Below are 23,657 nucleotides of genomic sequence, written 5' to 3'. Positions count from 1 at the left end.
GCTATATAGAGTGAGTTTTCCGGACCGGACGTACAGGCGATCGGATGTGAGGAGGGGAGACCTTGGGTTCCGACTCGGGGGCGCGCACCGCCTTCGCGGAACGCCTCGCCCTGCTGTACAAGGAAGCCGGCAATCCCCCGCTCAAACGGGTGTCCGAAGCGGTCGTGCGGTTGCAGCGGGTCGACGAACGAGGACGCCCCGTGCGGGTGTCCGCCCAGCGCATCAGCGACTGGCGGCGGGCCCGGAACGTACCGGCTCAGTTCGCCGCCCTCGCGGCCGTGCTGCAGGTGCTGATCCCCGAGGCGCGCCGGGCCCGGCCGACCCCGGTGTCCCCCGGTCTGTACGACGTCGGGCAGTGGCAGCGGCTGTGGGAGAGCGCGGTGGCCGGGCCGGCCGGCGAACGTCCGGCGGCGTCCCCGGCCGAGGAGCAGGTCCCGGCCGACCCCGCGCCCGCGCCCGGCGGGGTGTGCCCGTACCGAGGACTGGCCTCCTACCGGCTGGAGGACGCCCGCTGGTTCTTCGGCCGGGAGCGGAGCACGGACGCGCTCGTCGAGCAGCTCGCGGCCGTGCCGCCGGCCGGTGGTCTGGTGATGCTGGTCGGTGCCTCGGGAGCGGGCAAGTCCTCGCTGCTCAACGCGGGTCTCGTGCCGGCCCTCAGGCAGGGGGCGCTGGCCGACGGTGACACCGTCGCCGACGTGGACGCCGACGGCCGGGCCGGGCGGGGGCGGCTGGTCGTCCAACTCCTGCCGGGCAGTGACCCGCTGGCGGAACTCAGCCGGTGCGTTCCCGAACTGGCCTCGGTACTCCCGGCTGTGCGGGATCCAGGGGGACCGCCGGGGACCTCCCCGGAGGGGACCGCCCCGGGCGGTGACACGGCCGAGGCGCACACCGTTCCCGGCACGCCGGACGCGAACGCCCGCGCCAGCGGTCCCGACGGGGACGCCCTCCCCGGTCCCGCGCGTGAGACCGACCGGACCGGCCCGCACGACGACCGGATCGACACGACCGGCGCGGGCGGGCCGACCGAGCCGAACGGCCCCGGTGGTTCGAGCGGCCCGACCGGTTTCAGCGGTCCGAGCGTCGACAGCGGTCCGAGCGTCGACAGCGGTCCGAGCGGCCCGGCCGGTCCGACCGGGCATCCCGAGCCGACCGGCTCGCCCGATCCGCCCGGCACACCCCGGCCCTGGTCCCGGCCCTCCCGGCCCACCAGCCCCGCGTCGGCCCCACCCCCACCCCCACCCCCACCCCCACCCCCACCACCACCGGACGCCCCGGCGCCCGGCCCCACGGCCCCGGCCCCCGCCCCGGAGCCCGGTACTCCCTCCTTCTCCGCCGCCGTCCGCGCCGCCGTGACCGCCTGGGCGCGGCGTGAGGATCCCTCCGGTGCCCGACCCGTCGTCATCGTGGACCAGTTCGAGGAAACGTTCACGCTCTGCACCGACGAGACCGAGCGCCGGACCTTCGTCGAGACCCTGCATGCCGCCTGCTCTCCCGCCGCCCCGGGCGAACCGGCCCCGGCGATCGTCGTCCTGGGCATCCGCGCGGACTTCTACGAGCAGTGCCTGAGGTACCCCGAGCTGGCCGACGCCCTCCAGCACCGGCACATGGTGCTCGGGCCGCTGACCGCAGCGGAGCTGCGCGAGGCGGTGACCGGCCCGGCCAAGGCGGTCGGACTGGAACTGGAACCCGGCCTCGCGGAGCTGATCGTCCGGGAGGTCGGCGCGGACGGCCCGCGCGGGGCGCACGACGCGGGCGCGCTGCCGCTGCTGTCGCACGCCCTGCTGGCCACCTGGCAGCGCCGCAAGGCGGGCCGGCTGACCCTGGCCGGTTACCGCGCGGCCGGCGGCATCCAGGGCGCCGTCGCGGCGACGGCCGAACGGGCCTGGTCCCGCCTCGACCCGGCCGCGCGCACGGCGGCCCGGCTGCTCCTGCTCCGGCTGGTCCGGCTGGGCGAGGACACCCAGGCCACGCGGCGGCGCGGCACCCGGCGCCAGCTGGCGGAGGAGTCGGCCGACCCGGACAAGACCGAGGAGTCCCTGGAGGCGCTGGTCCGCGCGCGGCTGGTGACGCTCGACGCGGAGACGGTGGAGATCACGCACGAGGCGCTGCTGCACGCCTGGCCGCGGCTGCGCGACTGGATCGACGAGGACCGGCAGGGCAACCTGCTGCGCCAGCGATTGGAGGAGGACGGCCGGGCCTGGGAGGAGTCGCACCGCGACGCGTCGCTGCTGTACCGGGGCTCCCGGCTCGAGCAGGCCCACACCTGGGCCGAGTCGGCCGGGGACACCTTCCTGACCCGCAGCGCGGTGGAGTTCCTGGCCGCCTCGGTGCGGCTGCGCCGCCGCGTGATCTGGATCAGCAGGGCCGCGGTGGCGTCGCTGATGGCACTGGCCCTGCTGGCGGTCGGGGCGGCCGTGATCGCCTGGAAGCAGCGGGACGAGGCGGTGTTCGAGCAGGTGCTCGCGCAGGCCGACCGCGTCCGGGACACCGACCCGTCGCTGTCGGCGCAGCTCGACCTGGTCGCCCACCGGCTGCGCCCCGACGACGAGGGCGCGAGCAGCCGGCTGATCTCCGTCGTGAACGCCCCGCTGGCCACTCCCCTGTCCGGCCACACCGGCGCCGTCTACCTCACGACCTTCAGTCCCGACGGCCAGACCCTGGCCACCGCCAGCTACGACCGGACCGTGCGGCTGTGGGACGTCGCCGACCCGCAGCGGCCCGAGGCGCTGGGCGCGCCCCTCACCGGTCACACGAGCTGGGTGAGCAGCGCGATCTTCAGCCCGGACGGCCGGACCCTGGCCAGCGCCTCCGACGACGGCACGATCCGGCTGTGGGACGTGACCGGCCCCGGCCGCCCGAAGTCGCTCGGCCGACCGCTGACCGGCCACGGCGGCACCATCTACCTGATCGCGTTCAGTCCGGACGGCCGCACGCTCGCCTCCGCGAGCCACGACCGGACGGTGCGGCTGTGGGACATGACCGATCCGCGCCGGCCGCGACCCCTGGGGACACCGCTGACCGGGCACACGGCCGCCGTGCGCTCGGTGACGTTCAGCCCGGACGGGCGGACCCTGGCGGCGGGCGGCGACGACGGCACGATCCGGCTGTGGGACACGTCCGAACCGGGGCGTCCCGAGCCGGCCGGCAGGCCGCTGACCGGCCACACCTCCACTGTGCACTCGGTGGCGTACAGCCCGGACGGCCGGACGCTCGCCAGCGGGGGCGAGGACGGCACGATCCGGTTGTGGAACATGGCCGGATCCGGTCGCCCCGAGGCCGTCGGAACACCGTTGATCGGCCACACCGGGCCGGTCTGGTCGGTGGCGTTCAGTCCCGACGGGGGCATGCTCGCCGCCGCCAGCTCGGACACCACGGCGAGCCTGTGGAAGGTGGCCGATCCGGCCCACCCCGCGCAGGTGGGCGGGCCGCTGGCGGGCAGCAGCGGGGAGATGTTCGCGCTGGGCTTCAGTCCCGACGGGCGCACCCTGGCCACCGGCGCGGGTGACAACAAGGTGCGGCTGTGGGCGCTGCCGCGCTCGGACATGACCGGCCGGACCGGGACGTTCCGCCCGGACGGGCAGGTGCTGGCCACGGCGGGGCGCGACGGGCGGCTGCGGTTGTGGGACGTGCGGTCGCCGGGCAGGCCGGTGCGGCTGGGCGAGCCGTTCCGGCCCGGGGAGGGGGACGTGCGCTCACTGGAGTTCTCTCCGGACGGCCGCACCCTGGCGGTGGTGACCGGCGACCGGGCCGTGCAGCTGTGGAACGTCGGCGATCCGGCGCACCCCGTCGCCCACGGACCGCCCGTCCCGCTGCGGATCCGGTACGCCGATCCGCTCGCCTTCAGCCCGGACGGCCGCACCCTGGCCACCGCCGACGACGACCGCACGATCCGGCTGTGGGACATCTCCGACCGCTCCCGCCCGCGGCCGCTCGGCGCGCCGCTGACCGGGCACAAGGGCTACGTCAACCACCTGGTCTTCAGTCCGGACGGCCGGACGCTGGCCAGTGGCAGCGCGGACGGCACGATCCGGCTGTGGAACGCGGCGGACCCGGGCCGGATCCTGCCGGCCGGCGCCCCGCTCCGCGGTCATCTCGGAGCGGTCAACGTCCTCGCGTACAGCCGGGACGGCCGGACGCTGGCCAGCGCGGGCGACGACACCTCCGTCCGGCTCTGGGACGTGTCCGACCCGGCCCGGGCCGTGCAGCGGACGCGTCTGACCGGTCACTCGGAGGCGGTCGTGGCGCTGACCTTCAGCCGGGACGGCCGCACCCTGGCGAGCGGCGGCAACGACAGCACCGTCCGGCTGTGGAACGTCTCCGACCCCGCCGCAGCCGACGCCATCGGCCAGTCCATGACCAGCGCGAAGGCCGGCAACTACCTGGCGTTCAACCCGGGCAGCGGCATGCTGGCGGTGTCGAGCGGGGCGGACTCCATCCGCCTGTGGGATCTGGACGTCGAGCGGGCCGCGCGGCGCGTGTGCGCCATGACCCGGGGCGTGCTGACCCCGGACACCTGGCACGAGTACCTGCCCCGGCTCTCCTACGACCCGCCCTGCGGCGGCTGAACGGCACAGACGCCAACAACCGTGTGATGCAAGGGAGTTGAGTGATACCAGTCACAACCGGCGTTCAGTCGCCGGGAGTCGGCTCGCGGTGCGCAAGCGCTTGTTACCCTTGGCCATGGCCCGACCGCTGGTGCATCCCCCGTCGCCAGCGGTCGGGTCTTTCCGTGCGCGGGCCCCGGAGCGCCGTCAGCGCAGGTCGAGGCGCATCAGCACCCGCGGATGACCGGCCAGGACCGAGGTCGTCGGGGCCGCGAGGGTGAAGCCCGCCCGCTCGAAGTTCTTCCGCAGACCGGCGTAGGCCATGGTCAGGTCGACCCTGGCGTCGCCGTTGTCGAGGGGGTACGCCTCGACGGCCGGGGCCCCGTGGGACCGGGCGAAGTCGACGGCGCCGGCGATCAGGGCGTGCGAGACGCCCTGCTTGCGGTGGCCGGGGCGGACCCGGACGCACCACAGGGACCACACGGGCAGGTCGTCGACGTGCGGGATCTTGCGGTTGCGGGCGAACGTGGTCTGCGTGCGGGGGGCGATCGCGGCCCAGCCGACCGGTTCGTCGCCGTCGTAGGCGAGCACGCCCGGGGCGATGTCGGCGCGGCACAGTCCGGCGACGTACTCGCCCCGCGCCGGGCCGCGCAGTTCGTTGTTGAGCCGGGACGGGATGCGGTAGCTCAGGCACCAGCAGACGTTCGCGGTGGGTGACTTCGGGCCCAGGACGGCGCGGACGTCCTCGAACTCCGACGCCGGCCGCACGACGATGGTCATGCCCCCACGATGTCACGTCCCGTGGCACGGCGCCCGGGGCGACGGCGGCCGGACCGGCGCGGGCGGTTCAGGCGGGCGGCCGTGCTCCCGGTGTCCCGGCGGACGCGGCCCGCAGCAGGCGCAGCTGCCCGATCTCGCTGACGTTCTTGGTCAGTTCGGTGTTCACCCAGGCCGCCATGTCGGCGACGGTGTACCGCGGGTCGGACGGCCAGGGGAAGGGGGCCGTGGCGTCCAGGCGGGCGTCGGTGAGGGTGTCCAGGACATCCAGCCACCGCGTGCGCAGCCCCCGCAGCCACTCGATCGTGGGCAGCCCCTCACCGGGCCAGACGACGTCCGCCCGCCCGGGGGGAGTGCGCCCGCTCGCGTGCTCGACGGCCACGCTCCACCACCAGCCGATGTGCCAGCTCACCCAGGCGATGGTCGGCACGGGCACGGGGTCGGGTTCCGTGTCCGCCCAGTCCGGCGTCCAGGTGCCGTCGGCGGACCTGCGCACGGTCCAGCAGTGGGCGGCGGGCTCCCACAGGAAGTCCTGTGGCTCCAGCCGCTCCAGGTGGTACTCGAACAGGGACCAGGTCACCTCGAACTGCCGGCGCAGCAGTTGCGTGCGGGACGCCCTCACGTCGCTCATCGCCCGACCCTACGCGGACGTCCGGGCGTCCCGGGCCAGCCGGGACCAGTCCAGGTCCCGCAGTCCCGGCTCCGCCCGGCAGTCCGAGGGCAGGCGCGGGGCGGTCTGGAACCACAGGACGGTGAGGCGGGAGCGGTAGGCGACGGGGTCGTGCGCCGGGTCGAGGGCCGTGGAGTGGAACGTGCCGAGGCAGGCCACCGGGGGGAGCACCTCGACCGGCCCGAGGCCGCCCGCGTACTGGTCGGGGTACTCGCGCGGCGGCGCGACCAGGTGGACGGGCGTGCCGGGCCGGGCCCGCCGGGCGGCCCGCAGCAGGCCCTCGATCCGCAGGTCGTTCACCGGCCTGCAGGGGTAGCCCTCCAGATCGCCGTACGTCGAGGTGAACCGCAGCTCGGCGAGGTCGACCGGGCGGCCGGAGGCCAGGACGAGGCGGGCGAGCGCCAGGGCCGGCGCTTTGACGTGCTGTGGCATGGGGGTCTTTCGCTGTTCCTGGTCGGGGCTGCGCTCGGCACGGGCGGGGCGGTGGTCACGGCCGGTGCCCCGTGAGCCGCGCCGCCGACGCGAGGGTCGCCCGGGCCTCCCGCTCGGACAGGCCGGTCTCGACGGCGGCCTCGACCAGCAGTTCCACGAGCGCGGGGCCGATGCCGTCCTCGTAGGCCCGGCAGGCGGCCCAGAACAGCCGGGTGTTGCGCTGGCCCTCGTGCGCGGCGAGGACGAACTGGACCAGGCCCTGGCCGTGACCGCCGGACGGGCCCGGCAGGCGGTCGTGGGCGCGCGGCGGCGGCAGCAGCAGCCGCAGCAGGGAACGCGGGACGGGCGCGGGCGGCAGGTGGGCGGTGCCCGGGGCGGCGGAGTAGACCCCGTGCGCGGTGCGCGAGCCGGGGCCGACGAGGTAGCCGCCCGCGCCGCGGATGTCGATGCCCGGCGCGAGGCGGCCCGCCGAGTTGGGGACGACCACGTCCGGCGGGCCGCTCAGCCACAGGTGCCGCCCGCCCGACGGGGTCACGACGACCACGGTGGGCGGGATGGTGAACAGGTGCCGTAAGGCCAGCTCGCGCAGGGCGGCCGAGGAGTCGGCGCCGGTCTTCACGTCCAGGTCGACGCCGACGAGGTGGTGCGGGGGCAGTCCGCAGGCGATGCCGTAGCCGGTCGCCCAGGGGGCGGCGGCGAACAGTTCGCGGATGCGGGCCGGGTCGCTGGAGGCGTCGTGAACCCCGTGTCCGAGGCGGCCGCACTCGCCGTGGCAGGGGGAGGGGAGGGGGTCGTCGCGGTGGGGGGAACGCAGCGCGGGCAGCTTGGTGCGCGACAGGGGGATGACGGCCAGCCCGCGCTCGGCGGCTGACAGGGCGTGGGCGAGGGCCAGCGTCGTGGCCTGCCGGTCGGTGGTGGCCATGGCTCTAGTTTCGTACGTACGTTCGAAAAAGGAAAGGGGGAGCGAGGAGGACGCGCCGGGGGCGGGCGACGCCGGGGGAAATGTGCCGGAACGCTTCACCTCTTGCGGCGCCCAGGGTCCGGCGCTCCTTTTCGCCCTTGTTCGGGGCGGAAGTGACGCAAAGGGGTTTATCGACTTGTTCTCACGCTTGCGTGCGAACAGGGGGTTCCGGGGTGGTTCGCCGGGGATCCGGCGGGCAACTCTGGACTCGCGACGTCGAGCACCGCACCGGGGCGGCCGGCCGACTTCCCCGGTGACACCAGCAGTTCACGCACCGCCGGCCTGAGCCGGCACGACCACGGTTTTCCGAAGTCCTGGAGGGACAGCACCATGGCAAGCATCCGCACCGCCCGCGTCATCGCAGCCGTCTCCGCCCTTCCGCTCGCGGCCGCCCTCTTCGCCGGTGTCGCGACGGCGGACAACGGCGCCTTCGCGGACGGCGGATCGATCGCGGCCGTCAGCGAGGCCGAGCAGGGCATCCTCGGCAGCGGCGTCGGCGGCGACAACTTCGGCAACGCGGCCACCACACAGCAGCAGGCCGTCGGCGACGGCGCCTCGAACCAGAGCAACACCGCCCAGGTCAACGGCTCGGCGTTCACGGCCGTCAACCAGGGCAACGCCAACACGGCCATCAGCTTCACCCCGCTGTGGTGGTGAGCTGAGCGGGGCCGGTGCGGCGGCAGCGGCCCGGGGGGCGGGGGGTCCTTCGTGGGGTGACGAACGCCTGGGCGGCGGTACTTCGGTACCGCCGCCCAGGCGTTCCCGCGGTGCAGGGGCGTCCGTCCCCCCAGGGGCGAACCCGCAGTACTCTCCGGCCGGCGCTCCACCTACAGGAGGTGCAGCCACCCCCGCCCCTACAACCTGAGGGGGACCCCGCTTCGGGACCTGCGGCCGATCCGCCGGGCACGCCCCGCTCCTAGCGTGGAGCCATGACCACACTCGTCTGCACCACCGCTTCGAAGGCGGCCGCGCCAGCGGCGCAGACCCTTCCCTACCCGTCGTTCTCGTCGTACGTCAGGGCCCGCCGGCCGGTGCTGCTGCGGACCGCCCGCTCGCTCACCGGCAACCCGAGCGACGCGGAGGACCTGCTGCAGACCGCGCTCACCAAGACGTACGTCGCCTGGGAGCGGATCGAGGACCACCGCGCCCTCGACGGTTACGTGCGCCGGGCCCTGCTGAACACGCGGACCTCGCAGTGGCGCAAACGCAAGGTCGACGAGTTCGCCTGCGACGAGCTGCCCGAGCCGGAACCGCGCCCCGGCGGCGACCCGGCCGAGCAGCAGGCCCTGCGCGACGCGATGTGGCGGGCGATCATGCGCCTGCCCGCCCGGCAGCGCGCCATGGTCGTCCTGCGGTACTACGAGGACCTCAGCGAGGTGCAGACGGCCGAGGTCCTCGGTGTCTCGGTGGGCACGGTCAAGTCGGCCGTCTCCCGCGCGCTGGGCAAGCTCCGCGAGGACACCGAACTCGGGCTCGTCCGCCACTAGAGACCGGCCCGCCGCGGACCGCACCGGCCGCCCGCAGCACTGCGCACCGGCCGCCCGCAGCACCCCGCACGGCCCGCCGTACGCGACTGTGAGCCGAATCCGCCGTACGGCGTGATGTGATCGATCGCCCGGTCCTAGTGACATACCGCGCGGTATGTGCGCAGAATCAGCGCATCCCTTACCACCGCGCAGGCAATGCCGCCCCGGGAGGACGCCGTGCTGAGCACCATGCAGGACGTACCGCTGCTGATCTCGAGGATCCTGACCCACGGGTCGACGATCCACGGGACGTCACAGGTGACCACCTGGACCGGTGAGGGCGAACCGCACCGCCGCTCCTTCGCGGAGATCGGCGCCCGCGCGGCCCAGCTCGCCCACGCCCTGCGCGAGGACCTGGGCGTCACCGGCGACGAGCGCGTGGCGACCCTCGCCTGGAACAACGCGGAGCACGTCGAGGCCTACTTCGCGATCCCCTCCATGGGCGCGGTCCTGCACACCCTGAACCTCCGCCTCCCGCCCGAGCAGCTGGCCTGGATCGTCCACCACGCCGCCGACCGCGTGATCATCGCCAACGGCTCGCTGCTCCCCCTGCTCGCCCCGCTGCTGCCGCACCTGAAGACCGTCGAGCACGTCGTCGTCACCGGCCCCGGCGACCGCTCCCCGCTCGCCGAGGCCACCGTGCGGGTCCACGAGTACGAGGACCTCATCGCCGGCAAGCCGGTCTCCTACGACTGGCCCGAGCTGGACGAACGCCAGGCCGCCGCCATGTGCTACACCTCCGGCACCACCGGCGACCCCAAGGGCGTGGTCTACAGCCACCGCTCCATCTACCTGCACTCCATGCAGGTCAACATGGCCCAGTCGATGGGCCTGACCGACCAGGACACCTCCCTGGTCGTGGTTCCCCAGTTCCACGTGAACGCCTGGGGCCTGCCGCACGCCACGTTCATGACCGGCGTGAACATGTTGATGCCGGACCGCTTCCTCCAGCCGGCCCCGCTCGCCGCGATGATCGAGCGCGAGAAGCCGACCCACGCCGCCGCCGTCCCGACCATCTGGCAGGGCCTGCTCGCCGAGCTGACCGCCCACCCCCGGGACGTCTCCTCCCTCACCCAGGTCACCATCGGCGGCTCGGCGTGTCCGCCGTCGCTGATGGAGGCCTTCGACAAGCTGGGCATGCGGGTCTGCCACGCCTGGGGCATGACGGAGACGTCCCCGCTGGGCACGGTCGCCCGTCCGCCCGCCTCCGCGGTCGGCACGGACGAGGAGTTCGCCTACCGCCTCACCCAGGGCCGCTTCCCGGCCGGTGTCGAGGCCCGGCTGACCGGCCCCGGCGGCGAACGCCTCCCGTGGGACGGGGAGTCGGCCGGTGAACTCGAGGTGCGCGGCGCCTGGATCGCGGGCGCCTACTACAACGGCCCCGACGCCGAACCCCTGCGCCCCGCCGACAAGTTCAGCGAGGACGGCTGGCTCAAGACGGGCGACGTCGGCACCATCTCGCCCGACGGCTACCTCACGCTCACCGACCGCGCCAAGGACGTCATCAAGTCCGGCGGCGAGTGGATCTCCTCGGTGGAGCTGGAGAACGCGCTGATGTCCCACCCGGACGTCGCCGAGGCCGCCGTCGTCGCCGTGCCCGACGACAAGTGGGGCGAGCGCCCCCTGGCCACGGTGGTCCTCAAGGAGGGCGCCTCCGTCGGCTTCGAGGCCCTGCGCGGCTTCCTCGCCGACGAGGGCAAGATCGCCAAGTGGCAGCTCCCGGAGCGCTGGACGATCATCGAGGCGGTCCCGAAGACGAGCGTCGGCAAGTTCGACAAGAAGGTGCTGCGCAAGCGGTACGCGCAGGGCGAGCTGGACGTCACCCGCCTCTGACGCGCCCGCGGACCGCCGTACGGCGACGTCTCACCGTCGTACGGCGGTCACCCCCCAGCCCAGCAGCAGCCACAGCCCCGCCACCGCGCACACCCCGTCCCAGCCGAAGTGGCCGTAGGCGGCCCCCGCGAGGGCCGAGGCGGCGGCGCCGCCCGCGAAGCCGGCGACCACGTAGGCCGTGTTGGCGGTGGCCGGGGTGGAGGTGGCGGTCAGGGCCAGCGTCTGGTTGGCGACGTGCGAGGCCACCAGCGCGGCGTGGATCGCGACCGCCGCGGCGAACAGGGCGCCCAGTGCCTGCCCGCCCAGCCAGAACAGCGGCACGGACACGGCCGCCACCAGATACGCGGAGCGCACCACCCGGGCAGCGCCGAACCGGTCCACCAGCCCGCCGGCCAGCGGCGCCACCGCGCTCGCGGTCAGCCCGAACAGCCCGAACAGCCCGGCGGTCGCGGTGGACAGCCCGTACTCGGGCCCGGTCAGCAGCACCGCGAGCGACGTCCACAGCGCGCTCCAGGCACCGAACATCCCGGCCTGGCGCACACACGCCCGCCACAGGTCCGGCGAGCTCCGCAGCACCGACGGCAGGGCGGCGAGCCCGGAGAACAGCGAGCCCCGCCTGCTGCGCCGCGACGGCAGCACGAACGCGGTCGCCAGCCCCAGGACCAGCGTGAGCACGGCGGCACCCGCGAACACCCAGCGCCAGCCGAAGGCCTGCCCGGCCAGCCCGCCCAGCACCCGGGCGCCGACGATGCCGGTGAACAGGCCCGCGATCACGGCGGCGACGTGCCGGGCGCGCCGCTCGGCCGGGGCCCGTTCGGCGACCAGCGGCACGAGCAGCTGCGGGACGACGGTCGCCGCCGAGGCGACGAACACGGCGGCCGCGAGGATCCCGGCGCCCGGGGCGAGGGCACTGGCCGCCAGTGCCAGTGCGGTCACCAGCGTCAGCCCGGCGACCAGCCGGCGGCGGTTGACGCTGTCGCCGAGCGGGGCGAAGAACAGCAGGCCGACCGCGTAGCCGAGCTGCGCGACGGAGGCGATCCAGGCCAGGGCCGAGGGGGTCGAGCCGAAGTCGCGGGCCATCAGGGACAGCAGCGGGGCGGCGAGGTAGATGTTGGCGGCGGTGACCGCGCTGCACACCGCGAGCAGGGTGAGGAAGAGGCCGGGGGAGGGCGTGCGCGGCGCCCGTGTCGCGGTGCGGCCCGCCCGGGGGGAGGTGATGGTGGTCGCTGACGGCATGAGGGGAGGACTCCTTGGAGTCGGCTCTAACAACTAACTGGTTGGTTGGCTGATGGGGGGAACAGTCTGGGGCGCCTCCTCATTCCCTGTCAACCAAACAGTTGGTTACCTGATCGCGCTACCCTCTCCCCATGGCAGCAAGGGACCCCGAGGCCACCAAGGCCCGGATCTTCGAGGCGGCGGTCGCCGAGTTCGCCCGGCACGGGATCGCCGGTGCCCGCATCGACCGCATCGCCGCCGAGGCGAAGGCCAACAAGCAGCTCATCTACGCCTACTTCGGCAACAAGGCCGAGCTCTTCGCGATCGTCCTCGAACGCAAGATGCTCCACCTCGCCGAGGCCGTCCCCGTCGACCCCGACGACATCGAGGGCTGGATCGACCGGCTGATGGACTACCACGCCGCCCACCCCGAACTGCTGCGCCTGCTCTTCCGGGAGGGTCTGGAGTACGGCAGCGCCGAACTGCCCCACGAGTCCGACCGCCAGGAGCACTACGCCCGCAAGGTGGCCGCCCTGCGCGACGGTCAGGAGCGGGGTGCCGTCACCGACGCGATCCCGGCCGCCGACCTGCTGTTCCTGCTCACCGCCCTGGCCAACTGGACGGCCGTCGTCCCGCAGATGCGCCGCATCCTGGTCGGTGGCGGCGACCCCGACCGGGACCGGCTGCGCGCCTCGGTCAAGGAGGCGGCCCGCCGCCTGACGGCCCGCTAGCCGGTCCTCGGGCCCGTCGTCTTCCGGTGGGGATGCGGCGCCGTCGGCACGGAGGTGCCGGTGTCGTGCTCCCGGATCGCCGCGAAGCACGGGGGTGAGCGGCTCCACGAGGGAACGCCGCCCGGCGTGCCGCCGGCCGGTGCTAGTTGGTGCCGATCCGGCTGAGCAGCTCGACGATCCGGGACTGCACCTCGTTGCTGGTCGAGCGCTCCGCCAGGAACAGCACCGTCTCCCCGGACGCCAGCCGCGGCAGGTCCGCCTGGTCGACGGCGGCGGTGTAGACGACGAGCGGAGTGCGGTTGAGCTGCCCGTTCGCCCGCAGCCAGTCCACGATCCCGGCCTGCCGCCGGTGCACCTGCAGCAGGTCCATCACGACGAGGTTCGGCCGGAACTGCCCCGCCAGCGTCACCGCGTCCGCGTCGCTCGCGGCCCGCGCGACCTGCATCCCGCGCCGCTCCAGCGTCGCCGTCAGCGCCAGCGCGATCTCCGCGTGCTCCTCGATCAGCAGCACCCGCGGCGGGTGCTGCTCGCTGTCGCGCGGCGCCAGCGCCTTCAGCAGCACGGCCGGGTCGGCCCCGTACGCCGCGTCCCGCGAGGCTTGCCCGAGCCCGGCGGTGACCAGTACGGGCACCTCGGCCGCCACCGCGGCCTGCCGCAGCGACTGCAGCGCCGTCCGCGTGATCGGACCGGTCAGCGGGTCGACGAACAGCGCGGCCGGGAACGCCGCGATCTGCGCGTCGACCTCCTCGCGCGAGTTCACGATCACCGGCCGGTAGCCGCGGTCGCTCAGCGCCTGCTGGGTGCTGACGTCCGGCGCGGGCCACACCAGCAGCCGCCGCGGGTTGTCCAGCGGCTCGGGCGGCAGTTCGTCGTCCATCGGCTGCGGCCGGGGCGGATCGGCGACCTCGACGGCCCCGCCGGGACCGTCCAGCGGCTCGGGCCCCTCGGCGGCGTTCTCGTCCGGCGCGCCTATGGCGTACGAGCGCCCGCCGCCCTCGGTCATCGGCGCGAGCCGGGTCTGCCCGGCCGGCGAGGGCTGCGCGGGTGCGGGCGCGGGAGCCGGTGCTCCCGGCGGGACCGGCGTCCCGGCGGGGGTACCGCCCGGGGGCGCCGGCTCGGTCACCGGATGCGGCCGGGCGGCGGCGTGCTCCGGGCGGCCCGTCCGGTCCGCCGGCCGCGCCGCCTGGTCCGCACCGGCCTGCTGCTCCATGCGCGCGGCCGGGTCGGGCGGCGTACCGAGCTTGCGGCGGCGGCCCGAGCCGCCCGGCGCGTGCGGGGGAGGCGTGGTGGTGCCGTGGGCGGCCGGCGGCTGCTGGACCTGGGCCGCCTGCCGGGTGAACGGCACGCCCTGGCCCAGCGTCCGGACGCTGATCGCCCGTCCCTGCGTCGAGTCGGGGTCCACGGGTGCCGCGGCCTCGGCGGGCAGCGGCTGGGCCGCGGCCCGCGGAGCGGCCTGCTGCGGCGGCAGCGGCGTGCCGGGGGCGGGGCTGTTCCGCCGGGCCGTCCCGGGCGGGGCGGCCTGGGGGTGGACGTTCTGCCCGGCACCGTGCGCGGGCACGGGGACGCCGGCGCCCGAGGTGCCGCCGCCGGCGGGCCACCCGCCGGGGACGGACGGGCCCGGAACGGGGGTGCCCTGAGCGGAGGGCCCTTGCACCGGGGTGCCCTGAGCGGGCGTCACCTGAGGGTCGGTCGCCCGGGCGGGGCTCCCCTGGACCGGGACGCCGGGGTTCTGCCCGGCGGCGGCTTCGGCGGGCAGCGGCTGAGAGGCCGAGGCGTGCCGGTCCGGCGCGGGGGCGGCGTGCGGGGGCAGCGGCTGCGGCTGCAACTGCACCGCCTGTCCCGGAAGCACCGCCTGCACACTGTGCCCGAGCCCGGCCTGCACGGGAAGGCCCTGGGCAGGCACGGGTGCACCCTGCGGTGGCACGGCGTCCGGACGCGGCTGGGCGACGCCCTGCGGCGGTACGGCAGTCGCCGGTGGCCGGGGGCCGTTGCCCTGGGGCGGAACGGGGGTGCCCTGCGGCATGCCGTTGCCCTGCGGCGGCACGCCCGTGCCCGGCGCGACCCGGGCGGCGGGGGCCCCGGCCTGTCCGGGCACGCCCTGCGGCGGAAGCCCCGGCCCTGTGTGCGAAGGCACAGCACCGGGCGGCACGGCCCCCGGAGGCACGGGAGCGGAAGGGAGAGGCACGGAACCCGCAGGCACGGCACCCGCAGGCGCGGCACCTGGAGCGACGGCATCCGGAGCCACGGCGTGCGGAGCCACGGAGCCCGCAGGCCCGCCGGCCACCGGTGCGGCTCCCCCCGGCGCGGCAGCCACCTGGCCGGGATGCCCCGGCACGGCTCCCGGCTGCACGGCACCCTCGGGTCCGGCGGCCTGCCGCGCGGCGCCCTGGGCTGCCGTGACCGGTACGGGCACGCCAGGAGTCTGCGCCCCGGGCGCTCCTTCCGCCCCGGCCGGCTGCGGTGCGGCCACGGCACGCCGTCGGCGCCCGGTCGGCTGGCTGGTCGGGTGCGGCTGCGGAGGCGTGTGATCGGCGGACTGGTCGTGCGGAACGGCATCGTGCCGCCCCTCCTCGACGCCCCCTTCACCACCCGCGGAACCGGGAGCACCCACGGAACCGGGACCGGCCACGGAACCGGGACCGGCCACGAGGCCCGCCGCCGAGGCCCCACCGCCACCGGCCTGCGCCTGCGCACCCGTGCCCGAAGCCGTCTGGTCGGCCTCGGCGGGCGGCAGTGCGAACACCGGACGCGGTCCGGCCGCCGCGGCTTCCTGCGCGGCCGCGGCCCGCTCGTTCGCGGCGGCCAGCGCCCTGCGCCGGCGCCCCGTCGGCTGCGGAGCCTCCGGCTCACCCCGCCCCTGCCCCGGTGAGCCCCGGCCCTGGTCCTGACTCCGCTCCTGATCCTGCACCGCCCCGGACGGCGCCGCCGGAAGCGCCGGAGGCAGCGCGTGCTGCTCACCGGCCTCGCGCCGGGCCCGCCGCCCGGACGGCCCGGGCACACCCTGCGGCGGAACGGTGCCGCCCAGCCCGGTGTTGGAGGCGGCGGCCCCCGCCGCGTGCTCCCCGGCCATCACGACGGCCCCTTCGGCGACGCCCTGCACGGCACTGCCGACGGCCGCCGCACCGGCGTCCTCGGCGGCCCGGCCGCGTCGCCGCCCGGTACCGCCGGAGGCGGCGTCCTCACCGGAGGGCTGCGCGGGCAGGGCGGCCGGTTCCCCGGCGGCCCGCCTCCTGCGCCGCCCGGTCGGCACGCCGCCCTCGGCACCGGAGCCCGCCTCGCCCTCGCCCTCACCGGCCGGTACGTCGACGTCGAGGAAGGCGTCGGTCGTGCCCCGCCGGGCACGTCGGCGTCCCCCGGAGGGCTGTTCGCCGGGCGCGGTCCCGGGCGCGGCGGGCGCCTCGTCGGCCGGCTGCGCGGTGACGGCCCCGGCCCCGCCGCCGAGCGGGACTTCCAGGACGTACGCGCTGCCGCTCATCCCCGGCACCTCGTGCGTCTGCAGGACACCGCCGTGGGCCCGGACGATCCCGCGCACGATCGGCTCGTGCACGCTGTCGCCGCCGGCGTACGGCCCGCGGACCTCGATCCGCACGACCTCGCCGCGCTGCGCGGCCGCCACGACGACGGTGTTGTCCATGTAACCGCCCGCCGACACGGGCGTGTTGCCGGTCGCGTCGACCCCGGCCACGTCGGCGACGAGGTGGGCGAGGGCGGTGGCGAGCAGCCGGGGGTCGACCTCGGCCTCGATGGGCGGGGCGTGCACGGCGAACTGCACCCGCCCGGGCCCGATGAGTTCGACGGCCCCGTCGACGCCGGCGGCGACGACGGCGTCGAGCATCACCTTCGTCCGGGCGATGTGTTCGCTGCCGGCGTCGAGCCGCTGGTAGCCGAGGACGTTGTCGATCAGGGTCGTGATGCGCGAGTAACCGGCCGACAGGTGGTGCAGCACCTGGTTGGCCTCGGGCCACAGCTGCCCGGCGTCGTCGGCGGCGAGCGCGGCCAGTTCGCGGCGCAGCTCCTCCAGGGGGCCGCGCAGGGACCGGCCCAGCAGGGTCAGCAGTTGCTCGTGCCGCGCGGACAACGCGTCGAACCGGTCCTTCTCCCGCTCCCCGAGGGCCGCGTACCGCTCCTCGTTGGCGGCGAGTTCCTCGGCGTGCCGCTCGCGCAGCTCCTCCAGCTCGGTGACGTGCTGCTGGCGCAGGGCGGTCAACTCGGAGGCGTGCTCCTCGGAGAGCCGCTCCAGCTCCTCGGCGTGGGCCTTGTCGGCCGCCTCCTTCTCCTCCACGACGGCGTCGTAGGGCCGCCGGTCGGTGAAGGTCATGACGGCGCCGACGAGCTGGTCGCCGTCGCGCACGGGCGCGGTCGTCAGGTCGACCGGCACCTTGGCGCCGTTCTTGGCGTACAGCACCTGCCCGCGCACCCGGTGCTTGCGCCCGGAGCGCAGCGTGTCGGCGAGCGGCGAGTCCTCGTAGGGGAAGGGCGAGCCGTCGGCCCGCGAGTGCAGGACGAGGGTGTGCAGCTCGCGTCCGCCGAGGTCGCTGGCCCGGTAGCCCAGTATCTGCGCGGCCGACGGGTTGACGAGCACGATGCGTCCGTCGGTGTCGGTGCCGACGACGCCCTCGGCGGCGGCCCGCAGGATCATCTCGGTCTGCCGCTGCGACCGGGCCAGCTCGGCCTCGGTGTCGACGGTCCCGGACAGGTCCCGCACGACGAGCATCAGCAGCTCGTCGCCGGTGTAGCCGTAACCGTCGTACGCCTGCTGCCCGTTCTCCAGATTCGCACTGGTGACCTCGACGGGGAACTCCGTCCCGTCGGTCCGGCGCGCGACCATCCGGGTCGGCTTGGTGCGGGCCCGCGGGTCGATGTGCTCGGGCCTGCGCATGGAGCCCGGGATGAGTTTGGAGTCGAACTGCGGCAGCAGGTCCAGCAGCCCGCGCCCCACCAGGGCGGTGCCCGGGGTCTCGAAGGCCTCCAGGGCGATGGTGTTGGCGTTGACCACCGTCCCGTTGGCGTTGACCAGCACCAACGCGTCGGGAAGGGCGTCCAGTATGGCTGCGAGGCGAGCAGCGCCTCGGGATGGCCTGCTGCTCACGAGACGCTTCCTCCCTGTTACCGCACCTTGCCGACCGCTCGGGCCATCTTGCCAACCGTCCCGCGGCGTGTCACGCGAGGGAGTCTAAGGGCTGGGGTTGCGCTCGCGACGCCGGATGAGAGGGACGTCGCACGGGGAAGTGACCCCGGACCGGCGGCCGGGCGGCCGTGAAAGCCCGCCCTCCTGCGACGACGTCGCAGGACCTTCGCGGGACCTTTACGACGAAGACGTTTCTGTATGTTTCGGCCGAGCTGGCCTGATGTGGGCGGAGTGTGGCGCGAACGGGGGTGTCGGGTGGAGGTGCGGGGCAGGCCCGGCCGGGTTCCCGGTGGACGGGGCACGGCCGGGCCGGGCCGTGGCTCAGCGGGCGGCGTCCGCCTTCTCCCCCATGCCGGGAAGCAGGGGCACGAGCCGGTCCCAGCGGGCGATCCCGCAGCCGTCGAGGCGGTCGTACGTCGCGTCGACGGGGCGTCCGGCCCAGGTGCCGGTGACGTGCGCGGTGGCCGGCCCGCCGTACTGCATGGTGCACATGCCGCCCTGCGGGGCCGGCGCGAAGACGTCCCGGCCCCACCGCGTGTCCCGCTCCAGCATCGCGCAGGCGCCGCGCGGGTCGGGGTGGCTGCCGCCGTCGGGTCCGCAGTGGAGATCGAAGGTTCCGTCCACTTCCTTCCCGGCGTTCCGCACGGTGACGGTGAGGTGATCGCGGTCCCGGAGGTCCTCGGCCCACCTCCTGGGGAGCGGGTCGGTCCCGGCGGGGTCGGCGTAAGCGGCCGGGGACGCGGCGGCCAGCGAACCGACGCCGGCGACGGAGGCGGCGGCGCAGAGGAGGAGGCGCCGCAGTACGGGGCGGGCGGTGGCCCGGAGGGGGGTGGCACGCAACATGCCCTGCCTAACGCCGCGCGGCCCGGGACGTTGCGCCCGCCCCGCCTCTCCCGCCCGCCCGGCCCCCTCCGGGCGACCCGCGCGCGCCCGGCAAGGGCTTTGCCCTGCGCCCTTCCCGCCTAGTACCGTGGGGGTCGATTGGTGACACCCCGCTCGACTGTGTCATCATCGGCACGCACCGACTCGCGCTCGCGCGGGTGGATGCGCTGGAGGCGTCGCCTAGTCCGGTCTATGGCGCCGCACTGCTAATGCGGTTTGGGTCTTAAAGCCCATCGAGGGTTCAAATCCCTCCGCCTCCGCACCCGATCACGAAGCCCCGGTCACCTGACCGGGGCTTCGCTGTCGTTGTCCCCGTGCAGGGCTGTTTTCGCAGGTCACAAGGGGTGCGCCCAATGGATTTCACATGGCGGCGGCAGTCATGTAATGTTCTTCCTGTCGCCGCGAGCGAGCCGAAAGGCCCGAGAGCGGCGAAACAACAGAACAAGCACTCGTAGCTTAACGGATAGAGCATCTGACTACGGATCAGAAGGTTGCAGGTTCGAATCCTGCCGAGTGCACACAGACCAGAGGCCCCGGAGAGATCCGGGGCCTCTGGCGTTTCTCCGTGCGGACCGGGCCAACTCGCCGTCCGTGGCGCCGCGATGGACAGCCCTTGCGCATTACCTCTCCATGGCCGACTATTCTGATTATTCGAATAGTTCGTCGATCAGAACCCCGGGAGGGGCACCGGTGGCGGTGAACACGGCGTGGACGCGGGCGGTGTTGCCCCTCTGCCTGCTCGGGGTGCTGGACTCCGAGGAGAGGAACTACGGGTACGCGCTGCTGAGCCGCCTCGCCGAGGCGGGGCTGGAGGGCGTGAAGGCCGCGACCCTGTACCCCGCTCTGACGCGTCTGGAGGAAGAGGGCGCGGTCGAGATCGAGTGGGGTGCCGGGGAAGGCGGGCCCGGCCGGAAGTACTACCGCATCACCGAGGCCGGACGGGAACGGCTGCGGCGCGAGACCGCCGCGTGGCAGGACCTCGGCCGTGCCGTCGCGACGCTCGTCGGGGACCGTGAAGGGGGATCGTTGTGACCACGACGCAGAAGCCCGGCTGGGCGCGCGAGGAGGACGAGGCGTGGGCGGCGGTGGTCGAACTGCGCCTCACGCTCGACCAGCAGGCGCCCGCCGGCCTGATCCGGCAGGTCCTGGCGGAGGCGCACGACGCCGTGACCGAGACGGGCCGGACGCCGCAGGACCTCTTCGGCGACCCGGTGGCGTACGCGCGCGCCGTGGCGGCGGAGCGGATCGGCGAGGAGGACCGGGCCCGCGTCGACGCACGCGGTCTCACTCCGGGGGGACGCCTCACCGCCTCGCTGGCGACACTCGGCGCGGCGGGAGTCGTCGTCGGCGTGCTGCGGTGGATCGACGACGGCCTGTGGGCGGACGTCGGCTGGTCCTCGATCGCGGCGTTCACCGCCGTCGTCCTGACCGCCGTCCTGGTCTCCCTCGCCTTCACCGCCCGGGCCGCCGGGCGGATCGCCGGGTCGTGGGCCTTCGCGGCGGCGGCGCTCGTGGCGGTGGGCGGCGGAGGCGCCGTCGCCGGGTTCCTGCCCGGCGAGCCGCTGTTCACCTTCCCGGTCCCCGCGCTCGCGGTGGCGGGTGCGGCGCTGACCGCGGCGGCCGTCGCCTTCCCCGACGCCACCGTGGACCGCTGGTTCACCCCGGTGCTCCGGGGTGGCGACGAGCGCTGGCTGTCCCGTGTCGAGGGTCTGCTGCGCGGGCGGCACGCCCTGTCCGCCGCCGAGGCGCGGGCGCACGTGCAGGAGGCCCGTCAGCATCTGGCCGCCTCCGGCGACAGCGCGGAGGAGGCCTTCGGCAGCGCCGAGGTCTACGCGCTGCGCCTGGCCGACGGCCCCCGGCGCGAGCGCCGGCTGGCGCGGCGCAAGTTGTACGGCGCCACCGCGCTGGCCGTCCTCGTGGTCGCGCTCGTCGCCGACGAACTGCGCGACGCGGACCTGTCGTCCCCGCGGCTGTGGATCTACGCGGTCGCCGCGGTCTACTGGATCGGGCGCACGGCCCGGCTGTGGATCAGGCAGTCCGCCTCCGGCGGCCGGTCCCCGGCCCGATGAACGGCGCACCGTACCGGGTGGCCCGCCGGGCAGGGCAGCGCCCCGGTCAGTCGGGGCGGCAGTACTCCTCCAGGTAGTTCGCGGCCAGGGAGGAGGCCCGGGTGAACCAGTCCGTGAGCACGGCGATCTCGTCCGGGGTGTAGTCCGCGAAGAGCGCCCCGAGACGGGCGTAGTACGGCTCGTAGACCTCGCGCACCCGGGCGACCGCGTCGGGCCGGGCGGCCACGCGCACCCGGCGGCGGTCGGCCGGGTCGGGGAGGCGGGTGATGTAGCCGGCGCGTTCGAGCCGGTTCAGGATGCCCGTGACCGCGCCGGTGGTGACGTGGACGCGCGCTGCCAGGTCTCCCGCCGTGGGGTGGTTCTCACCGGCCTCGATGACATAGCCGAAGCAGGTGAGGTCGGTCACGCTCAGGCCCACCTGCTGGGCGATCTCGTGCTGTCCGACCAGGTGCGTCGCGATGAGCTGGTCCATCGCCGACAGTGCCTGCTCCGGCGTGGCGGCCGGACGCGGCTTGGCTTGCATTCCCAGATCCCTTAGTTCGTGAGATGTTTGGGTTGTTAAACTCTTAGCTCGTGAGGGGTTCTGCCCGACAGGCCGAGCCCTCGATCGGAGGATGCACGTGAGCGCACATCAGTATGACCACGGGCACACGGCCGCCGGATGGGTCGGATGCGGAATCGCCACCGTCGGGGCCGCCGTGGCCGGGGTGGGTGTCTGCACCGTCTCGGGCCCGCTGATCGCCGCCGGGCTCGGCATCGGCGTGGCCGGCCTCCTGGTCACCTGGGCCCTGCACCTCGCCGGCTGGGGCAAGGGCCCGGGCGCGCGGCCCCGCGAGGAGTGGGGGTGGCGGGTGCGGGACTCGGCGGCACCGGGCGGGCACGCGGACTGCCTCGGGTGCCGGCTGGCCGGACGAGGGCGGCGGCGCGTGGAGCGTGCCGGGCGGGAGACCGCAGCGGTGCCCGTGCGGTCCGGCGCGGCCGAGCCGGAAGCGGCCCTGGTGGGCGCGGCCGGGACGGACACCGCCCGCTGATCCGGGCGCCCGGTCCTGTCCGGCCCGGTGGTCACAGCCACTGTCCGGTGGCCGCAGCCACTGTCAGTGGCTCCCCCTACTCTCGGCAGTGATGGCACAGGCATGGAGGTGCTCGGGGCTGCGCTGGTCGGCGGACGGTCCCGTGCTGGTGTGGTCCGGCGGGCGGCGCAGCGCGCTGACCCGCGGGAAACGGGTGGCCTTCGGGGTCGCGGAAGGGGGCGGGCGGACCTGCCTGGGCGCGCGGGGGCACGCGTGCCCGGCCGCCGCGCCCGTGCCGGGGCGCAGTACGGGGGCCCGGTGCGAGGAGTGCGCGCGGCTGGACCGGGCCCATTCCGTGGCGGCGGACACCCTGGCCGGCGATCCGAGGCCGTACCGCGTCTACCTGGCGTGGTTCGGGCCCGGCATGGTCAAGGTCGGGATCACCGCCGAGGAGCGGGGACCGGCCCGGCTGCTGGAGCAGGGCGCCGTCTGCTTCAGCTGGCTCGGCGTGGGGCCGCTGATGGCCGCCCGGCGCACCGAGGAGCTGCTGCGGGCCGCCCTGCGGGTGCCCGACCGGATTCCGTACGCCGGCAAGCGGGCCGTGCGCTCGGCGTTGCCCGGCAGCGAGGCGGAGCGGGCCGGGGAGATCACGGAGTTGCACGCGCGGGCCGTCGCGCTCCCGGCGTGGCCGGAGTCGCTGGCACGGGAGCCGCTGCGGGTCGTCGATCACGTGGGCGTGTTCGGGCTGGCGGGGCTGCCCGCCGCCGTGGGGGAGGTGCGCGAGCTGGTCGCGGGCGGGGCGGTCGGCGGGGAACTGGTCGCCGCCGCGGGACCCGACCTTCACCTGGACACCGGGCACGGTGTCCTCGTGCTCGACACGCGGCTGATGACCGGGTGGCAGCTTGGTCCCGCCCAGGGGGGTGAACGGGAGCTGCCGGTACGGCGGTTCACGGAGGACGCCGGGGTGCAGGACGGGCTGTTCTGAGGGCGGGCCGGGCCTCCGGCACGCGCCTGAGAGGCGCCTGTGTGTTTCTCAGGGAAATCACAGACACGGCAAAGGGCGCTCTCAGAGCGCGCCGACACCGTGTTGCCATGACGACGACCTCGCCCCAGGGGCGCACCGAACTGCTGAGGCCGGACGGGAGCCCCGTCCGCGTGCTGGTGGTGGACGACGAGATGTCGATCACCGAGCTGCTGTCCATGGCCCTGCGCTACGAGGGGTGGCAGATCCGGAGCGCCGGTGACGGCATGGGCGCCGTCCGGGCCGCCCGCGCCTTCCGGCCCGACGCCGTCGTGCTCGACATGATGCTGCCCGACATGGACGGGCTGTCCGTCCTCGGGCGGCTGCGGCGGGAGCTGCCGGACGTGCCGGTGCTGTTCCTCACCGCCAGGGACGCGGTGGAGGACCGGATCGCCGGGCTCACCGCGGGCGGCGACGACTACGTCACCAAGCCGTTCAGCCTGGAGGAGGTCGTGGCACGGCTGCGGGGGCTGATCCGGCGCTCCGGCGCGGCCGACCGGCGGTCCGACTCGGTGCTGGTCGTGGGGGACCTGACCCTGGACGAGGACAGCCACGAGGTGACCCGGGGCGGGGACGGCATCCATCTGACCGCGACCGAGTTCGAGCTGTTGCGGTTCCTGATGCGCAATCCGCGGCGCGTGCTCAGCAAGGCCCAGATCCTCGACCGGGTCTGGTCGTACGACTTCGGCGGGCAGGCCAACGTCGTCGAGCTGTACATCTCCTACCTGCGGCGGAAGATCGACGCCGGGCGCGAGCCGATGATCCACACACGGCGCGGCGCCGGCTACCTGATCAAGCCCGCGGCGTCGTGAGCGGACGGCGACGGCCGGGCGGGCGGAGCGGGACGGGCGGCCGGTG

The 23,657-nt window shown here is 75.0% G+C and carries 18 protein-coding genes and 2 tRNA genes; 12 read left to right on the top strand and 8 right to left on the bottom strand.

The genetic code is table 11. From position 1 onward, the window contains the following. The first annotated feature begins 62 nt into the window (after window positions 1-62). Window positions 63-4,565, top strand: coding sequence for an nSTAND1 domain-containing NTPase (locus Q5694_RS07915; RefSeq protein ID WP_333931669.1), 4,503 nt, complete (start codon window positions 63-65; stop codon window positions 4,563-4,565). A 186-nt stretch (window positions 4,566-4,751) separates the two neighbouring features. Here Q5694_RS07915 and Q5694_RS07910 read toward each other — a convergent pair whose 3' ends face one another. From Q5694_RS07910 to Q5694_RS07895, 4 genes are all read right to left on the bottom strand, one after another. Then, window positions 4,752-5,324, bottom strand: coding sequence for a GNAT family N-acetyltransferase (locus Q5694_RS07910; protein ID WP_333931667.1), 573 nt, complete (start codon window positions 5,322-5,324; stop codon window positions 4,752-4,754). A gap of 67 nt (window positions 5,325-5,391) precedes the next feature. Continuing rightward, window positions 5,392-5,952, bottom strand: coding sequence for a DinB family protein (locus tag Q5694_RS07905; protein WP_333931666.1), 561 nt, complete (start codon window positions 5,950-5,952; stop codon window positions 5,392-5,394). Between the two features lie 9 nt (window positions 5,953-5,961). Continuing rightward, complete coding sequence (locus Q5694_RS07900) at window positions 5,962-6,423, bottom strand: hypothetical protein (RefSeq protein WP_333931665.1); 462 nt, start codon at window positions 6,421-6,423, stop codon at window positions 5,962-5,964. A gap of 55 nt (window positions 6,424-6,478) precedes the next feature. Further along, window positions 6,479-7,345, bottom strand: coding sequence for a bifunctional DNA primase/polymerase (locus tag Q5694_RS07895; protein ID WP_333931664.1), 867 nt, complete (start codon window positions 7,343-7,345; stop codon window positions 6,479-6,481). 369 nt (window positions 7,346-7,714) lie between these two features. Between Q5694_RS07895 and Q5694_RS07890 the strand changes: the two genes are divergently transcribed. The 3 genes from Q5694_RS07890 (at window position 7,715) to Q5694_RS07880 (ending at window position 10,743) form a co-directional block, all read left to right on the top strand. Beyond that, a complete protein-coding gene (locus Q5694_RS07890; protein ID WP_333931663.1) occupies window positions 7,715-8,041 on the top strand; it encodes a hypothetical protein in 327 nt (108 codons plus the stop codon). 272 nt (window positions 8,042-8,313) lie between these two features. Further along, window positions 8,314-8,871: a SigE family RNA polymerase sigma factor gene (locus Q5694_RS07885; RefSeq protein ID WP_333931662.1), complete on the top strand. Its 558-nt coding sequence runs from the start codon at window positions 8,314-8,316 to the stop codon at window positions 8,869-8,871. 195 nt (window positions 8,872-9,066) lie between these two features. Beyond that, window positions 9,067-10,743 (top strand): long-chain fatty acid--CoA ligase, encoded by a 1,677-nt coding sequence (locus tag Q5694_RS07880; RefSeq protein ID WP_333931661.1) that lies wholly within the window; start codon window positions 9,067-9,069, stop codon window positions 10,741-10,743. Between the two features lie 30 nt (window positions 10,744-10,773). Here the strand turns inward: Q5694_RS07880 and Q5694_RS07875 are convergent, their stop codons facing one another. Then, window positions 10,774-11,979 (bottom strand): MFS transporter, encoded by a 1,206-nt coding sequence (locus tag Q5694_RS07875; protein ID WP_333931660.1) that lies wholly within the window; start codon window positions 11,977-11,979, stop codon window positions 10,774-10,776. Window positions 11,980-12,110: 131 nt separating this feature from the next. On the opposite strand from Q5694_RS07875, the gene Q5694_RS07870 reads away from it, so the two are divergent. After that, window positions 12,111-12,689 (top strand): TetR family transcriptional regulator, encoded by a 579-nt coding sequence (locus Q5694_RS07870; RefSeq protein WP_333931659.1) that lies wholly within the window; start codon window positions 12,111-12,113, stop codon window positions 12,687-12,689. A 142-nt stretch (window positions 12,690-12,831) separates the two neighbouring features. Here Q5694_RS07870 and Q5694_RS07865 read toward each other — a convergent pair whose 3' ends face one another. Both Q5694_RS07865 and Q5694_RS07860 read right to left on the bottom strand, forming a co-directional pair. Further along, on the bottom strand, window positions 12,832-17,778 hold the full coding sequence (locus Q5694_RS07865) for a hybrid sensor histidine kinase/response regulator (protein ID WP_333931658.1): 4,947 nt from the start codon (window positions 17,776-17,778) through the stop codon (window positions 12,832-12,834). 360 nt (window positions 17,779-18,138) lie between these two features. After that, window positions 18,139-18,660: an SSI family serine proteinase inhibitor gene (locus tag Q5694_RS07860; protein WP_333931657.1), complete on the bottom strand. Its 522-nt coding sequence runs from the start codon at window positions 18,658-18,660 to the stop codon at window positions 18,139-18,141. Between the two features lie 208 nt (window positions 18,661-18,868). Here Q5694_RS07860 and Q5694_RS07855 point away from each other — a divergent pair. From Q5694_RS07855 to Q5694_RS07840, 4 genes are all read left to right on the top strand, one after another. Further along, window positions 18,869-18,959, top strand: a tRNA-Ser gene (locus Q5694_RS07855). A 185-nt stretch (window positions 18,960-19,144) separates the two neighbouring features. Then, window positions 19,145-19,217: transfer RNA gene (locus tag Q5694_RS07850), tRNA-Arg, on the top strand. A gap of 172 nt (window positions 19,218-19,389) precedes the next feature. Further along, the gene (locus tag Q5694_RS07845; RefSeq protein WP_333931656.1) at window positions 19,390-19,731 is read left to right on the top strand and encodes a PadR family transcriptional regulator; all 342 of its coding nucleotides are present in this window, start codon (window positions 19,390-19,392) and stop codon (window positions 19,729-19,731) included. Then, a complete protein-coding gene (locus tag Q5694_RS07840; RefSeq protein WP_333931655.1) occupies window positions 19,728-20,768 on the top strand; it encodes a hypothetical protein in 1,041 nt (346 codons plus the stop codon). The genes Q5694_RS07845 and Q5694_RS07840 overlap by 4 nt, the downstream gene beginning before the upstream one ends. A gap of 46 nt (window positions 20,769-20,814) precedes the next feature. Here Q5694_RS07840 and Q5694_RS07835 read toward each other — a convergent pair whose 3' ends face one another. Continuing rightward, entirely contained in the window at window positions 20,815-21,291 is a 477-nt protein-coding gene (locus Q5694_RS07835) for a MarR family winged helix-turn-helix transcriptional regulator (protein ID WP_333931654.1), read from the bottom strand. A 97-nt stretch (window positions 21,292-21,388) separates the two neighbouring features. Here Q5694_RS07835 and Q5694_RS07830 point away from each other — a divergent pair, with 97 nt between their 5' ends. The 3 genes from Q5694_RS07830 (at window position 21,389) to Q5694_RS07820 (ending at window position 23,611) form a co-directional block, all read left to right on the top strand. Continuing rightward, window positions 21,389-21,799 carry an HGxxPAAW family protein gene (locus Q5694_RS07830; RefSeq protein ID WP_333931653.1) on the top strand — a complete coding sequence of 137 codons (411 nt, stop codon included), beginning with the start codon at window positions 21,389-21,391 and terminating at the stop codon, window positions 21,797-21,799. A 91-nt stretch (window positions 21,800-21,890) separates the two neighbouring features. After that, window positions 21,891-22,763: a DUF2797 domain-containing protein gene (locus tag Q5694_RS07825; protein ID WP_333931652.1), complete on the top strand. Its 873-nt coding sequence runs from the start codon at window positions 21,891-21,893 to the stop codon at window positions 22,761-22,763. A 107-nt stretch (window positions 22,764-22,870) separates the two neighbouring features. Then, window positions 22,871-23,611, top strand: a complete 741-nt coding sequence (locus Q5694_RS07820) for a response regulator transcription factor (protein WP_333931651.1) — start codon at window positions 22,871-22,873, stop codon at window positions 23,609-23,611. The last annotated feature ends 46 nt before the right edge of the window (window positions 23,612-23,657 follow it).

Source organism: Streptomyces sp. AHA2, assembly GCF_036857595.1.
Classification (GTDB): Bacteria; Actinomycetota; Actinomycetes; order Streptomycetales; family Streptomycetaceae; genus Streptomyces.
Note: the sequence above shows the minus strand (reverse complement) of the source record. Positions and strands in the feature narration are given on the sequence as shown.